The organism is Pseudomonas sp. 9_2_1 (assembly GCF_059295275.1).
The window spans coordinates 2413217-2427239 of sequence record NZ_CM181239.1; the positions used below are offsets into that span (position 1 = coordinate 2413217).

General features: G+C 62.6%; 13 protein-coding genes and 2 pseudogenes. 9 read left to right on the plus strand and 6 right to left on the minus strand.

Annotated features, from left to right (window positions below):
- Positions 1 to 339 precede the first annotated feature (339 nt).
- Entirely contained in the window at positions 340 to 2106 is a 1767-nt protein-coding gene (locus AC5O5I_RS10880) for a M24 family metallopeptidase (protein ID WP_172225674.1), read from the minus strand.
- Between AC5O5I_RS10880 and pdxR the strand changes: the two genes are divergently transcribed.
- The 3 genes from pdxR to AC5O5I_RS10895 all read left to right on the plus strand — a co-directional run bounded on the left by pdxR (position 2107) and on the right by AC5O5I_RS10895 (position 5548).
- On the plus strand, positions 2107 to 3591 hold the full coding sequence (gene pdxR, locus AC5O5I_RS10885) for a MocR-like pyridoxine biosynthesis transcription factor PdxR (RefSeq protein WP_494512570.1): 1485 nt from the start codon (positions 2107 to 2109) through the stop codon (positions 3589 to 3591).
- A gap of 257 nt (positions 3592 to 3848) precedes the next feature.
- Positions 3849 to 4754: a LysR substrate-binding domain-containing protein gene (locus AC5O5I_RS10890; protein WP_172227720.1), complete on the plus strand. Its 906-nt coding sequence runs from the start codon at positions 3849 to 3851 to the stop codon at positions 4752 to 4754.
- 89 nt (positions 4755 to 4843) lie between these two features.
- Positions 4844 to 5548, plus strand: coding sequence for an SDR family oxidoreductase (locus AC5O5I_RS10895; protein ID WP_172227722.1), 705 nt, complete (start codon positions 4844 to 4846; stop codon positions 5546 to 5548).
- Positions 5549 to 5620: 72 nt separating this feature from the next.
- On the opposite strand, the gene AC5O5I_RS10900 is transcribed toward AC5O5I_RS10895, so the two are convergent.
- Both AC5O5I_RS10900 and AC5O5I_RS10905 read right to left on the minus strand, forming a co-directional pair.
- Complete coding sequence (locus AC5O5I_RS10900; protein WP_172227724.1) at positions 5621 to 6847, minus strand: MFS transporter; 1227 nt, start codon at positions 6845 to 6847, stop codon at positions 5621 to 5623.
- Positions 6848 to 7181: 334 nt separating this feature from the next.
- Positions 7182 to 8057, minus strand: a complete 876-nt coding sequence (locus tag AC5O5I_RS10905) for a universal stress protein (protein WP_494512571.1) — start codon at positions 8055 to 8057, stop codon at positions 7182 to 7184.
- Between the two features lie 284 nt (positions 8058 to 8341).
- On the opposite strand from AC5O5I_RS10905, the gene AC5O5I_RS10910 reads away from it, so the two are divergent.
- On the plus strand, positions 8342 to 8575 hold the full coding sequence (locus AC5O5I_RS10910) for a hypothetical protein (protein WP_494512572.1): 234 nt from the start codon (positions 8342 to 8344) through the stop codon (positions 8573 to 8575).
- Here AC5O5I_RS10910 and AC5O5I_RS10915 read toward each other — a convergent pair.
- Both AC5O5I_RS10915 and AC5O5I_RS10920 read right to left on the minus strand, forming a co-directional pair.
- Positions 8576 to 8728: pseudogene (locus tag AC5O5I_RS10915) on the minus strand (UV damage endonuclease UvsE); the annotation flags it as partial. It lies immediately after the preceding gene.
- Positions 8729 to 8786: 58 nt separating this feature from the next.
- Positions 8787 to 9167, minus strand: a complete 381-nt coding sequence (locus AC5O5I_RS10920; RefSeq protein ID WP_172285997.1) for a termination factor Rho — start codon at positions 9165 to 9167, stop codon at positions 8787 to 8789.
- Between the two features lie 183 nt (positions 9168 to 9350).
- On the opposite strand from AC5O5I_RS10920, the gene AC5O5I_RS10925 reads away from it, so the two are divergent.
- Positions 9351 to 9740: an NUDIX domain-containing protein gene (locus AC5O5I_RS10925; protein WP_172227730.1), complete on the plus strand. Its 390-nt coding sequence runs from the start codon at positions 9351 to 9353 to the stop codon at positions 9738 to 9740.
- 118 nt (positions 9741 to 9858) lie between these two features.
- Here AC5O5I_RS10925 and AC5O5I_RS10930 read toward each other — a convergent pair.
- Positions 9859 to 9963: pseudogene (locus AC5O5I_RS10930) on the minus strand (polyphosphate kinase 2); the annotation flags it as partial.
- 238 nt (positions 9964 to 10201) lie between these two features.
- Here AC5O5I_RS10930 and pstS point away from each other — a divergent pair.
- From pstS to pstB, 4 genes are all read left to right on the plus strand, one after another.
- Entirely contained in the window at positions 10202 to 11233 is a 1032-nt protein-coding gene (gene pstS, locus AC5O5I_RS10935; protein WP_172227732.1) for a phosphate ABC transporter substrate-binding protein PstS, read from the plus strand.
- Between the two features lie 72 nt (positions 11234 to 11305).
- Positions 11306 to 12274: a phosphate ABC transporter permease subunit PstC gene (gene pstC / locus AC5O5I_RS10940; RefSeq protein ID WP_172227734.1), complete on the plus strand. Its 969-nt coding sequence runs from the start codon at positions 11306 to 11308 to the stop codon at positions 12272 to 12274.
- Positions 12271 to 13164 carry a phosphate ABC transporter permease PstA gene (gene pstA, locus AC5O5I_RS10945; RefSeq protein WP_494512573.1) on the plus strand — a complete coding sequence of 298 codons (894 nt, stop codon included), beginning with the start codon at positions 12271 to 12273 and terminating at the stop codon, positions 13162 to 13164. The genes pstC and pstA overlap by 4 nt, the downstream gene beginning before the upstream one ends.
- A 50-nt stretch (positions 13165 to 13214) precedes the next feature.
- On the plus strand, positions 13215 to 14000 hold the full coding sequence (pstB, locus tag AC5O5I_RS10950) for a phosphate ABC transporter ATP-binding protein PstB (RefSeq protein WP_218583469.1): 786 nt from the start codon (positions 13215 to 13217) through the stop codon (positions 13998 to 14000).
- Positions 14001 to 14023: the final 23 nt, after the last annotated feature.

Consider the following 14023-nt stretch of genomic DNA (forward strand, 5'->3'; position numbering starts at 1 on the left):
GAAGAAGCGACTCAAAGTGCTCAGTGTATTTATGTGCGATGTAAAACAGCACGATAATAGAAAAAATGATGGGCGCAAGGATCAACAGCGCAATCAATCCAGGGTCAACTGTATTCACTTTGATACCTCGCGAAATAAAAAATCACCCACCATCTCGCCTCCCAAGGGGCTGATTACATAATGACGTTTAACCCACCCTTGATCACTAGCAGGAACTGGAACTGCTTGAGGCCTTACCCTAATGGCCCAGATATATTTCAGTCGGAGTGGAGCTTTTTGCCCGACCCATTTGCCTTTGTTCCCAGCCGCCAGTTTTCACGGCGCCGCTTGAGGCGTTGATCAGGCCGCCAGTTTCACGACCCGCTTGCCATCGCCGATCAGGATGTCTTCAAAAAACGCCCCCACCGGCTCGGTTGGGTGGCACAGCTGTATCTCCAGCACCCACACCACTTCGCTCGGGACGATTTCCACCTCGGCCAGTTTGTCCTGCCCATACAGCACATGCGGGAAATCGGCGATGCGGTGGCCGGCCAGGTTGCGTTCAAGCTGCCACCCTTTGGCCTGGGCGCTGCGTTCGGCGAAGTCATACAGCTCCCGTCCGGTCAGCCCGCGGCCCCAGGCCTGGCGGGTTTCGTCGAACACTTCATGCAGCGCCTTGACGCAGGCGTGGTGCAGGTCGTGCTCACCAAACACGAAGGTATCGCCATAGTCGCCTTCGTAGCCGTCCCATACCGGGCCAACGTCAACCACGACGATATCTGTGGTACGTAATACACGTTTCAAATCAACGCCTTGCCGAGGTGTACGGACCGTGTCGTCGCCAAAACGGATGTAGGTCGGGTGCCAGGTATGTGAAGCGCCCATGGCCTGCAAGGTGTGCGCGGCCATTTCCAGCGCCTGGGCGGTGGTCATGCCGACCTGCAGCTGGCTGGCGATGGCGGCGACTGCCCGTACCGACTGCTCGCGCGCCGCCAGCATGCCGTCCAGCGAGTAACGCGGGCCGACCTTTTCCAGCTCGGGGTGCAGTGCGCTGGATAAAGCAGCGGCCGCCGGCGAAGTGCCGCTGGAAACAAAAGCCTCGGCGACAAAACGATGGGGCTGCACGCCTGCTGCAAGGCACAGCTCGCGGGCCTGGCTGATCATCGTCGCGTTGCCGCAAGCATAAACCTGGATGTCGGACCAGCGGTGTGCCTGGGCCAGCGCCACCTGTTGCACGCGTGCCTCGGCCGAAAGAACCCGGTGCCAGCGGAAGTTGGGGTGCGTACGGCTGGCCTCGTCGAGAAAAGCGCAGTCATGGAAATCCGCCTGCGATGAACCGCCCCAGTACAGGGTGACCTGCGCATCACCGGCCAACGCCGTCAGCAGCAAGGGCTTGATGCCTGCGTAACCGGTGCCGGTGGCGAACAGCACCACCGGGAGCTGGTCATCATGCTGCCAGGTGCAGGCACCCACGGGGCCTTCGAGTTGCAGTGTGTCGCCTGCCTGCAGTGTGGGCAGCAGGTGATGCGTGAACAGGCCGCCACTGACCTTGCGGATGTAGAACACCAGCTGCCCCTGGTCCTGGGCTGGCAGGTTGGCGATGGAGAAACAGCGGCTGTCGCCGTTGTCGAGCAGGAACCTGACGTACTGGCCCGCCCGCACCTCCAGCGGCTGGGCAGGCTGCAGCACCAGTTCGACGATATCGGTGCTCAGTTCGCGCTGGGCAACCACCTGCGCCTGGGTTTGCAGTACGGGCGTTTCCAGGGACCACCCCGGGATCTCCAGGCGCATGTCACTGCAAGCGTGGCTCTGGCACAGCAGCATCTCGTCGTCGGCCAGTGGATAGCACGGCGCGGGCGCGTCTGTATCGCGTTGCCTGGCCTGGTACTGCCCAGCCACCACCTTGACCTTGCACGAGCCGCAGGCGCCGCGGCGGCAGGAGAAGGGCACCGGCAGGCCGCTGGCGAGCATGGCGTCGAGCAGCAGTTCCTGGCTGGCTTCAAAGGTTTTGCCCGAAGGCGACAATTCAATGACGTGGCGGCTTTGCATGAGCACCTCGGGGCAAATGGAGGTTTGATTGTTGCTATAGTCCAGGACCAGAAGAACCTCCAGTTTTGGATAATTCACATGGTCCAGCTTCGCAAATGGCCGCCGCTGCTCAAGCTCGATGGCGCGCAACCGCAGGCTTCGTACAGGCAGATCGTCGAGGGGCTGGTGGCCGCGATCAGCGAGGGCCGCCTGCGCCCTGGCACGCCATTGCCGGGCACGCGCGAGATGGCGCGGCTGCTCAACGTCAATCGCAAGACGGTGATCCTTGCCTATGAGGAAGCGCAGACCAAGGGCTGGCTGGAAACCGTGCAGCGCCGAGGTACCTTCGTCAGCCAGCAGCTGGCGGCTGGCACGCAGGTCGAACACAGTGTCGCGCAGCCCTTTGCCTTGGCGCTGCCAGAGGCGCCTGCCGTCGCCTACTTCGCCGCCAATGAACTGGCTGCCGCGCAGCAGGGGCGGCCAGGTGCGTTGTTCATCGACAACGGCGCCTGTGACCACCGCCTGCTACCCCAGGCCGTGCTGCATCGCTACTACCGCAATGCGTTGCGCAGCAGCTTTGCCAGCAACAGCGTGCGCCATGGCAGCGACTGCAGCAGCCGCTACCTGCGCACTGCGCTGGCCGACATGCTGCGGCACAATCGCGGCCTCAACGTTGGCGTCGAACATATCTGCCTGACCCAGGGCATGCAGATGTCGCTGCACCTGGTGGCCAGTGTGTTGCTCAAGCCGGGTGATGTGGTGCTGGTCGAGCGCCTGAGCTACCCGCCGGCGTGGGAGATTTTTCGTCAGCTGGGCGCTCGGCTGGTGACGGTGGAGCTGGACGATGAGGGCTGCCGGGTCGATCAGCTGGAGGCGATATGCCGGCTGCACCCGGTGCGAATGCTGTACATCACGCCCCATCACCAGTTCCCGACCACCGTCAGTCTGCCAGCCGGGCGCCGGCAGCGGTTGCTGGAGCTGGCGCGCCAGCATGACTTCTGTGTGGTCGAAGAAGACTACGACTATGAGTATCACGTCGTCGGGCGGCCCTATCTGCCGCTGGCCAGCGACCGCCAGCAGCGGCATGTGATCTACATCGGCTCGCTGTCCAAGGCCTTGGGCAGCACGTTCCGTTGCAGCTTTATCGTGGCGCCGGCAGAGGTGACACAAGTGCTGGAGCGCAGGGCGACGCTGAACCTGGGGCAGGGCGATGCGGTGATGCAGCGGATGCTGGCCGAGCTGATCAATGATGGCGAGCTGAAAAAACACTTGCGCCGGGTCAACCGCGAGTACCGCCGGCGTCGGGAGACCCTGCTGGCTTGCCTGCGGGATGCGTTTGGCGAACAGATTACGGTACGCGAACCGGAGGGCGGGCTGGCCTTGTGGGTGCGGTTTGCCGACGCCATCAATGTGGACCGGCTGGTTCGCAAAGCGCAGGAGCTGGACCTGGTAGTGCGCAGTGGCCGGCAGTTTTCGCCGTTCGGGCATGCCGAGAACGCCTTGCGCCTGGGGTTTGCTTCGCTGGATGCGGATGAAATTCGCCGGGCCGTCCAGCGCTTGGCGCAGGCGGCCAGGGCGATGTAGTGCCGGGCTAGGCTTTGGTTTTGGGGTCTGCTGACATCCGCCACCAGCCTGACACTGACCTCGGTATCCGCCTCGCCGAGCCTGCCTGCACCAGAAAACACCCAGCGCATGTCGGTGCAGGTCGAGGGCAGCGGGCCGGACGTTTTCGTCATGCTGGATCAGCCACATGCGTTTGCGCTGCCGTGATCGACTTCCTCGGCCGATGAGGTTAGCCTCGGCGCAATGCTGCCAGCCCAGCCAATAGAAAATCCATCGCCATGACCTCAGGTTTTCCCGGGTTGCCCTCACTCAACGCGCTGCGCGTGTTCGAGGTGGTGGCGCGCCACTTGAACTTTCGCCTGGCGGCCGAGGAGCTCGGTGTCACCCAGGCCGCCGTTGCCCAGCAGGTTCGCGGGCTGGAAGCCGGCCTGGAGGTGCGCCTGTTCGAGCGCTTGCCGCGCGGGCTTGGCCTGACCGATGCCGGGCATGCCTACAGCACCAGTGTGCGCAGTGCCCTGGCGATGATCGACGAGGCCACACGGCTGCTGCGCCCGACACCTTCCCACCTCACCGTCAGCGTGACGCCGACCTTTGCCTCGAAATGGCTGATCCCCAGGCTAGGGCACTTTGCCGAGAGCCACCCTGATATCGACCTGCGGGTGCTGGCCACCGACCGGCTTTCGCACTTTCATACCGATGGGGTGGACCTGGCGGTGCGTTATGGTCAGCCACCATTTGCTGCCGGGTTGAACGCAGAGTTGTTGATGGAACCGCGTGTGGTGGCAGTGGCGAGCCCGGCACTGTTGGCCGGTATGGGCCGGCCGCAAGGCTTCGCCGCCCTGCAGCGCTATGTGGCGCTGCACGATGCGCACAATTTCTGGCCGTCATTCTGTGCAACGGTGTTCCCTGGTCACCCACCGCCCACCGCCAGGACCGTGCGCTTCAACCAGACCTCGCTGGCCATAGAAGCGGCCATTGGCGGCCAGGGCATCACCTTGGCCAGCCATGCCTTTGTCCGTGACGACATCGCGGTCGGCCGGCTGGTGCAGGTATTCCCCCAGCACCTGCAGCTGGACAAGGCGTTCTACCTGGTATGGCCACGTAAAGGCCAGCCCATTGCGGTGCTGGAAACGGTGAGGGCCTGGCTGAAGGCGCAAGTTGACGAAAGAAAATCTACTGGCTAGGCGAAGCCTGGCTGCCTCCCTCGGTCGCGGCGTGGCTGCTACTGTGAATGCACTTGTAAGCACAGCGTTGCATCTTCAACGGAGGCAGTATGTCGGTAGAAAAGGTAGCAATCATCACCGCCGGTGGCAGTGGCATGGGCGCTGCGGCAGCACGCCGCCTGGCCGCAGACGGCTTCAAGGTCGGGATTCTCTCGTCCTCGGGCAAGGGCGAGGCGCTGGCCAGGGAGCTGGGCGGGATTGGCGTGACGGGCAGCAACCAGTCGGTCGAGGATTTGCAGCGGCTGGTCGATGCCGTGGTCGAGCAGTGGGGGCGTGTCGATGTACTGGTGAACAGTGCCGGCCATGGTCCACGTGCGCCGATCCTCGAGATCAGCGATGGCGACTGGCACAAGGGCATGGACACCTACCTGCTCAACGTCATCCGCCCGACACGCCTGGTGACGCCGATCATGCAACGGCAGAAGGGCGGGGCGATCATCAACATCTCCACCGCCTGGGCGTTCGAACCCAACGAAATGTTCCCGACCTCGGCGGTGTTCCGTGCGGGCCTGGCAGCGTTCAGCAAGATATTTGCCGACACCTATGCGGCGGATAACGTGCGCATCAACAATGTGCTGCCGGGCTGGATCGACAGCCTGCCGGCCACCGAGCAACGTCGCGACAGCGTGCCGCTCAAGCGTTATGGCACCAGCGAGGAAATTGCCGCGACCATTGCCTTTCTGGCCAGCGAGGGTGGCGCGTACATCACTGGGCAGAACATCAAGGTCGATGGTGGCCTGACGCGTAGCGTCTGAGCTGCTGCCGTATTCGCGGGCAAGTCCGCCCCTACAGAGGAGCGGACTTTGCCTGGGGCACTCGCGCTTTCATCAAGCGCTTTGGGCTGCCAGGCTGTTGCTGACATTGCGCCCCAGCACCAGCACCGTGACAAACCCACAGCCCACCAGCGCCGTGGCCAGGCTCAGCAGCACCGCCGTGCCCATATGGTCGACCACCTGCCCACCGAAGAACGAGCCCAGCGCAATGATCACCTGGAACATCGCCACGAACAGCGGCATGCCACGCTCGACATCCTTGGGCGCGACCACAAACATCCAGATATTGGCGCAGGCCGGGAACGCGCCAAAGGCAAAGCCCCACAGCGCGATCAGCATCGCGGCGCCGGTCATGCCGGTGGCGAAGTGCGGGAACAGGGCGGTGCTGACAGCGATCAGCAGCGCGACCAGCATCAGGGTATGCCGTACGCTGCGGTTGGCCGCGAAACCGGCGAAGATGTTGCCCATGAATCCGGCCACGCCATACAGCAGCAACAATGAGCCGATGGTAGGGCCATCAAAGCCGGCATTCTGTTTGAAGAACGGTGCAACGTAAGTGTACGCGGCAAAGTGCGCCAGACCGATCAGCAGGACGGCGATCAAACCGACCCGCGCTTGCGGGTTGATGAACAGGGCCGGCAGGTCGCTCACGCGAATGGCCTTCTCCGGGTTCAGCCGCGGCAGCAACAGTACCTGCGCCAGCAGCACCGGGATCCCCACCAGCGCGGTAACCAGAAAGGTCATGCGCCAGCCCATCAGGCCACTCAGCCAGGTACCTACGGGCACACCCACTACAGTCGCCAGGGTAACCCCGGCCATGATGATCGAGTTGGCCTTGGCTACGCCCATGCCATCAGGCGCCAGGCGGCCGCTGAGGGCAATGGCGGTGGCCCAGAAGCCGCCGATACTGACGCCCAGCAGCACCCGGCCGACCAGCAGCAGGTTGAAGTCGACGGCGTAGGCGACGATCGCGTTGGCGATGATCATGATCAGCGTCAGGCCGATCAGCAGGTAGCGCCGGTCCAGTGCACCGACGCCCACGGAAATCAAAGGCGCGGCCAGCGCGGCCATGATGCCGGGCAGGGTCACCATCAGGCCGGCAAGGCCGGCACTGATGCCAAGGTCGCTGGCCACATCGTTGAGCACGCCCACCGGCAGAAACTCGCTGGTGACCAGGGCGAAGGCACCAACGGCGACCGAAAGAATCGCCAGCCACTGCTGGGTGAGACTCTGTTGGCTGTGTTCGGGAAGGCCCTGACGGGCCTGGGGGGTATTTGGCATGGGGTGCGGTTCCATGAGGGGATGTCGCCTGTGGCAGGCGCAGGAGCGGGGAGATTTGCAGGCGATTATAGGGACGGCCCTGCCAGGCCGACAGGCGCGCCGCTCGATAGTGATCATCAGTGCAATCGATGAAAGCTCACCGCTGCAGCTTGCTGTCCCGGCGCGACGCCCCCCAGCACCATGTGGAGGACCGTTTGGGCAGCGCGTTCAAAATCCGCTTTGTTTGGGTAGGGCGGCGCGCACGGCGATATCGTGCGAGTGCGTAGCGGTAAACGTCGACTCCTGCCGAGGCGGCTGTGGAAAGACGCCCGGCAAGATCGTCGACACCGTCAGTTCATGGCGATACCAACACGTCACACTGCGATTCGTTCAGCACATGTTTGGTGACGCTGCCGACCAACAGCGCTTCCAGGGCGCTTTCACCCTGTTTGCCGACCACGATCAGGTCGCACTCCAGCGCCAGCTCCTGCTCGGCAATCCGCCAGCCAGGGTCGCCATGCAGCACGATCTGCCGGGCGTCGGCCACGCCGGCAATCTCGCTCAGTGCGGCGAGTTGTTTCACGGCATCCTTGCGGATGACGTTGCGGTAATGGGTGAGGGTGTCATGGTCGATGTGGGCGAAGCGGATACTGCTTTCGAACGGGGCTTCGTACACATGCAACAGGATGATTTCGGCCTGAGGCGCAATGGCCTTGGCCAGTTCGATGGCCCGCTGCGACGCTGGCGAAAAGTCGACGGGCACCAGCACGCTGCGGTAGGCATCGCGGGGCGCCTGCTTCACCACCAGCAAAGGGCAGGGCATCCGATCAAGCATTTTGTGCACGGTAGAGCCCAGCAGCAAGCGCCGGCCCACGCCCTGGCCTTTCGCCCCACACACCAGCAGGTCGCTGCGCTTGTCTTGCACCACACGGGAGATTTCCGTGGTCACCGAGCCGTTGGCCACCTGCACGCCAGCGGCAATGTCATAGCGCTGGAACAGCATTGCCGCCTGTGCGCGCAGCTTTTCGCCGGCGCTGTCCCGCACCCGCTGCAACAGGTCGTCATCAGGTACCACCAGCTGCTTCAGGCGCTCGAAGGGTGCCGGGTTGGCAATATACAGCAGGTCCAGCGGGGCTTGCTGCGCCTGGCTGAGGACGGCCGCGCGCTCCGCTGCGTTGCGGGCAAAGGGTGACAGGTCGGTGGCTACCAGTATGTGTTTCAGCGGGCTCATGTGGGGCTCCTTGTCCAAGATCGCGCGGTTATCGATGCGCTGCTTGCTGCCATCGTCTCGCGAACCCGATACGGCGGCTTGATTTGCGTCAACTGCATGCCGATCCCGTCTGCATCAAATCCCACGCCCTGGCATCTGCCGGGTCGGCGGGGATCAAGGCCGGGATGCAGCAGTCACGAGCAATGCGCATGGGGGCAGAAACACGCGCTGCACTGAAATTTTGCATGAGCCATCTTGATGCTTTCACATAGTGGTACTAATACTTAAGCACTGCTGGAAGAGGGATGATCATGCAGACGCGCTTCGTAGTAGTTCCCGCTGTGCCGCTCCAGAAAGAATTGCTCCCTCGCCGTTTTGGCTTCCCGGCCGCCTTGGGGGAGGGCTACGACCTGTATGACACGCTGGAAAAGGTGCGCCTGAGCATCAACTTCCCGACCCGCGCTGCCGCGGAATACGAGTGCGCTTCGCGCAACGGTTGCTGTGATGCAGGCGGGGCGGATATCGCCGGCAATGGCTGATCAGGCCAGGTAGCGCCGGTAATAGTCCAGCGTCGCCAGGTTTTTGTCCTTGGCTTCGAACATGATGTCGAACCGGTCCAGGAACTGCTGGGCGTAGCGGTTGGTCCAGTCGTTCCACCTCTGAGCGCTGTGTGCGTACAAGTCGCGTTTAGCCCAGGCGCGGCATGTGAAGTCTCCAGAACTGGTGGGAGGTGTCGCGGCAACCCTGCCGCTAACCGTGTGTGCGCAACGCTTCGACCAACTCGGCTTTGGTCATGGTGGAACGCCCCTTGATGTCTTTGCTTCGCGCTTCTTTCATCAGGCTGGCCTTGGTCTGGGTTTCCAGCGAACTGCCAGAGGTGCGTGAGTGGCCCTGACGTGATTTGGCGGCACGTTTTGCCGAGTCCGAGCGCGCGGACTGCTTTTCGCTGGAGGCGGTCGTTTTCCCCGAACCGCCTTTTTTATCGCCACCCCCCGACTGCTTGTTGACCGTGGCCCAGGCGCGCGCCTGGGCCTCGTCTTTCGGTACGCCCTTGTGCTCATAGCCTGCCTCGATGTGCTCGGCTTTGCGCTTCTGCTTGTCTGTGTACTTGTCTTTGTCACCGCGTGGCATGGTCCTCACTCCCGCTTCATTGGCCTGACCGGTTGAAACCCTGCGCAGCGCCAGAGTGCCGGGCAATGGACGAATGGCACCATTGCTTCGGCCGATGGTCATTCAATGGACATATACAGGCTTTAGGGTGGAGACAGGAGCCGTTACAAGGCTCCGGTCCAGCTAGGCGAACCGGGATGACTCATGAAGGCAATGGACATCGCTACAGCCAGGCGCAAGGGTATCAAGCTGCGCGCCACGGTAATTTATCGCAAGGATGGCCAGGTGCTTTTTGTGCGCAAGCGCAATGCGAAATGGAACCTGCCGGGGGGCAGGGTCGAACCGGATGAGACGCCACTGCAGGCTGCGCGGCGGGAGATGGCGGAAGAGACCGGCCTGGCCTTCGATGAATTGCGCTTTGTCAGCGAGTACCGTGAGGAGCGGGTTATCCATTATTTGTTCGAGGCGCGCAACGCGGCGGACAAGCCTCGTCCTCGCAACGAGATAGACGCCTGCCGCTGGATCAAGCCGCGGCAGGTGGCCAAGCGGCGGGTCAGGCGGCCGATCAAGACGCTGTTGCGGCATTGCGCTTGAGGCTGGGGCACGGAAAGATCGCGTCAGGGCTGACAGGTGCCTGCCACAATACATGCAGCGCCTGTCAGCCCTGACGCGATCTTTCCGTGCCCCAGACAATGCCCCCGCCCCACCCCTGTCAATAAACCTGCGGCACAATCATGTCCACCGGCGTCGGGTTACGGCTGTAGTCCTCCTGCCTGACCCGCTGTGGCAAGTCGATCCTCGGCATCTCCACCTCTTCATCCAAGCAGCTGGCGATGGATGCGCCTCATCAAGGTGTGTTCTGTCGGGGACATGGCAAGCGCTCGTGCTGGGGATAGATGGCAAATTGATAATCGCCTTCGGTTACCAAGGCATGACATCACCCTGCCGCCATGGCAGAGGGAAAAAGCTCTACCGTGCGGCCTGCCATTCAATCGTCACAAAGCTGTAACACAGCTGATGCAAAGTGTGCCGGCCATCACAAGGAGCGCTTTTCGATGATTCGCCTGATGAAGTCTGCTGCACTCGCCGTTGCCGTTTCGCTTTGCGCCACTTCCGGGGCTTTCGCCGCCGAGAACGTTCGCCTGACCGGTTCCGGCGCGAGCTTCCCGGCTCCTATCTACCTGACCTGGTTCAAGGACTTCAGCAAGAACACTGCTGGCGTCACCGTTGACTATCAGTCCAAGGGTAGCGGCGCGGGTGTCCAGGACTTCCTGAACAAGACCGTCGACTTCGCCGCCAGCGACTCGGCCATGAGCGAAGCGGACATCGCCAAGGTCGGCGAAGGCGTGCAACTGCTGCCAATGACCGCCGGTGAGATCGTCCTGGCCTACAACCTGCCGGGCGCCCCTAAAGGGCTGAAGCTGCCTCGCGATGTGTACTCCAACATCTTCCTGGGCAAGATCACCAAGTGGAACGACCCGCAGATCGTCGCTGCCAACCCCGAGCTGAAGCTGCCAGACATGCCGATCACCGTGGTGGTCCGTGCCGACTCCAGCGGCACCAACGCGGTGTTCACCAAGCACCTGTCGGCCATCAACGCTGACTTCAAGAAAGACCTGGGTGAAGGCAACACCGTCAACTGGCCGGCCACCGACAAGTTCATCAAGTCGCCGAAGAACGACGGCGTAACCGCCACCGTACGCCAGACCCCAGGCGCCATCGGCTACATCGAATACGGCTTCGCCAAACTGGCCAAGGTCGACTTCGCCGTACTGCAAAACAAAGCCGGCCAGTACGTCGTGCCGAACGCCGAGAGCGGTGCCGAAGCGCTGGCTGCGGTGAAGATGCCGGAAAACCTGATTGCCCACCTGCCAGACCCGGAAGGTGCCAAGTCCTACCCGATCACTTCCTACACCTGGATGATCTTCCGCAAGGACAATGGCAGCCCGGAAAAGGCCAAGGCCATGCGTGAAATGGTCGAGTACGGCCTGACCAAAGGCCAGGAGATCGCCGACTCGATGGGTTACATCCCGCTGCCAGCGTCGGTTGTCGCCGAAGTGCGCAAAGCGTCGGAAAACATCAAGTAATACCCTCAGGCGCTCCTGGCGTGGACGGACTGTCACGCCGGGGGTGTTTGCCCTTTGTCCCGGAACTCGCCCATGAACACACCTTTTGCCATACCGGATAACCCGGATTCCGCGTGCCAGCCACCGTCCGCCAAGGACTTCCTGGTTGACCGCACCTTCCGTGCGCTTGCACGTATCGGTGTGGTGCTGATCCTCGCGCTGGTCTTCGCGCTGGTGTACGAAGTAGGACGCAAGGCACTTCCTGGCATGGAAAAGCACGGGTTTGATGTGCTGTTCGGCACTGTATGGGACGTCAACCAGGGCAAATACGGCATTCTGCCCGCCATTTGGGGCACGCTTTACAGCGCCCTGATCGCCTTGTTGATCGCCGGCTTCTTCGGCGTCAGCATGGCCATTTTCCTCACCCAGGATTTCCTTCCGGCCAAGCTTGCCGCGGTGTTCCGCACCATCGTCGAGCTGCTCGCCGCCATCCCCAGCGTGGTCTACGGCCTGTGGGGCATCTATGTGGTCATCCCGGCGATTCGCCCGCTGACCGCGTGGCTGAACAGCGAGCTGGGCTGGATCCCGTTTTTCGGCACCTCACTGAGCGGGCCAGGCCTGCTGCCTGCGGCGTTGGTACTGGCGATCATGATCCTGCCGACCATTGCTGCCGTTTCCCAGGATGCGCTGACCAGCGTGCCAATGAAAACCAAGCAGGCGGCCTACGGTATGGGCACCACCCACTGGGAAGCCATCCTCAAGGTGATGGTGCCATCCGCCGCCACCGGCATCTTCGGCTCCTTGGTGCTGGGCCTCGGCCGCGCACTGGGTGAAACCATGGCCCTGGCCATGCTGGTCGGCAACGCCAATACCATCACCTTGTCCCTGTTCGCCCCGGCCAACACCCTGGCGGCGCTGCTGGCGCTGAACTTCCCGGAAGCCGGCCCGAACGAGATCGAGGTGCTGATGTATGCGGCACTGGTACTGATGTTCATCACCCTGCTGGTGAACGTGTTCGGCTCGATGATCATGCTCTACGCCCAGCGGGGTAACAAACAATGACCGACCTTTCGAACCCTGTAGCCGCGTTGCCCAGCCTGCAGCGCAAGCTCGAAGGCCGCGCCCTGCGCAGCCTGGTCCTGACCTCGCTGGCCTGGTTCGCGGCGCTGGTTGCCAGCGTGCCGCTGATTTCCGTGCTGTACATGCTGATCACCCGCGGCGGTGCGCGCCTCAGCCTGGAAGTGTTCACCGAGTTGCCGCCTACCGGCTTCGAGATGGGCGGCGGTTTTGGTAACGCCATGGCCGGTACCTTCGTCATGGTCGGCATCGCTGCCGCCATCGCGGTACCGGTCGGTATCCTGGCAGCCGTGTTCCTCGCCGAGCTCGGCCCGGAGAGCAAGCTGGCCAACGCCGCGCGCTTTGCCGCGAAGATGCTCACTGGCCTGCCTTCGATTCTGGCCGGCGTATTCGCCTACGCCCTGGTGGTGATGACCACCGGCACCTATTCGGCACCGGCAGGTGGCGTGGCGCTGGCGGTGCTGATGCTGCCGATCGTGGTGCTGACCGCCGAAGAGTCGATGAAGATGGTGCCCAAGATCATGAAGGACGCCGCCTACGGCATGGGCTGTACCCGTGCCCAGGTGATCTGCAAGATCGTCCTGCCCACCGGCCTGCCTGCCATCCTCACCGGCGTGATGCTGGCCGTGGCCCGCGCCGCTGGCGAAACCGCGCCACTGCTGTTCACCGCGTTGTTCAGCAACTACTGGATCTACCATGACGGCAGCCTGGCGGTCATGAACCCCACGGCATCGCTTGCCGTACTGATTTACAACTTCTCCGGCATGCCGTTCGACAACCAGCTCGAGCTCGCCTGGGCGGCCTCGCTGGTACTGGTGATGATCGTGCTGGTAATCAACATTCTGAGCCGAGTCTTCGGCAAGCCCAAGTATTGAGAAAGGGAGCATCCAACTTGAACGTATCCACTGCGCAAAGAGCCGCTCCCATGGTCAACGAAGCCCCGATCGTCATGGACTGCAAGCTGGACAAGATTTTCTACGGCAACTTCATGGCCGTGCGTGACAGCCATGTGCCGATCCGCAAAAACGAGATCACCGGCTTCATCGGGCCGTCCGGCTGCGGCAAGAGTACCGTGCTGCGCAGCCTCAACCGCATGAACGACCTGGTCAAGGGTTTCCGCTTCGAAGGCCATGTGCACTTCCTTGGCCAGGATGTCTACGGCAAAGGCGTCGACCCTGTGGTGGTGCGCCGCTACATCGGCATGGTGTTCCAGCAGCCCAACCCGTTCTCGATGAGCATCTTCGACAACGTCGCCTTTGGCCTGCGCCTGAACCGCTACAAGGGCGACCTGGGCGACCGCGTGAAGCACGCCCTGCAAGGCGCGGCACTGTGGGATGAAGTGAAGGACAAGCTCAAGGTCAGCGGCCTGTCGCTGTCCGGCGGCCAGCAGCAACGTCTGTGCATCGCCCGCGCCATCGCTACCGAGCCGGAAGTGCTGCTGCTGGACGAACCCTGCTCGGCGCTCGACCCGATCGCCACCCGTCGGGTGGAAGAGCTGATGGTCGAGCTGAAGAAGGACTACACCATCGCGCTGGTAACCCACAACATGCAGCAGGCGATTCGTGTGGCCGACACCACGGCGTTCTTCTCGGTCGATATCTCCCAGGGTACCCGCACCGGCTATCTGGTCGAGATGGGCCCGACCGCGCAGATCTTCCAGAACCCGCGCGAGCAGCTGACCAGTGACTACATCAGCGGCAAGTTCAGCTGAATCACACCCATCAAGGTGGCCGG

What these genes read in the sequence shown, in the direction of transcription:
- AC5O5I_RS10895 (WP_172227722.1), top strand. Translation starts at nt 4,844, where the DNA reads ATGTCGGTAGAAAAGGTAGCAATCATCACCGCCGGTGGCAGTGGCATG.
- AC5O5I_RS10910 (WP_494512572.1), top strand. Translation starts at nt 8,342, where the DNA reads ATGATCATGCAGACGCGCTTCGTAGTAGTTCCCGCTGTGCCGCTCCAG.
- pstA (WP_494512573.1), top strand. Translation starts at nt 12,271, where the DNA reads ATGACCGACCTTTCGAACCCTGTAGCCGCGTTGCCCAGCCTGCAGCGC.
- pstB (WP_218583469.1), top strand. Translation starts at nt 13,215, where the DNA reads ATGGTCAACGAAGCCCCGATCGTCATGGACTGCAAGCTGGACAAGATT.
- pstS (WP_172227732.1), top strand. Translation starts at nt 10,202, where the DNA reads ATGATTCGCCTGATGAAGTCTGCTGCACTCGCCGTTGCCGTTTCGCTT.
- pdxR (WP_494512570.1), top strand. Translation starts at nt 2,107, where the DNA reads ATGGTCCAGCTTCGCAAATGGCCGCCGCTGCTCAAGCTCGATGGCGCG.
- AC5O5I_RS10925 (WP_172227730.1), top strand. Translation starts at nt 9,351, where the DNA reads ATGAAGGCAATGGACATCGCTACAGCCAGGCGCAAGGGTATCAAGCTG.
- pstC (WP_172227734.1), top strand. Translation starts at nt 11,306, where the DNA reads ATGAACACACCTTTTGCCATACCGGATAACCCGGATTCCGCGTGCCAG.
- AC5O5I_RS10890 (WP_172227720.1), top strand. Translation starts at nt 3,849, where the DNA reads ATGACCTCAGGTTTTCCCGGGTTGCCCTCACTCAACGCGCTGCGCGTG.
- AC5O5I_RS10920 (WP_172285997.1), bottom strand. Translation starts at nt 9,167, where the DNA reads ATGCCACGCGGTGACAAAGACAAGTACACAGACAAGCAGAAGCGCAAA.
- AC5O5I_RS10900 (WP_172227724.1), bottom strand. Translation starts at nt 6,847, where the DNA reads ATGCCAAATACCCCCCAGGCCCGTCAGGGCCTTCCCGAACACAGCCAA.
- AC5O5I_RS10905 (WP_494512571.1), bottom strand. Translation starts at nt 8,057, where the DNA reads ATGAGCCCGCTGAAACACATACTGGTAGCCACCGACCTGTCACCCTTT.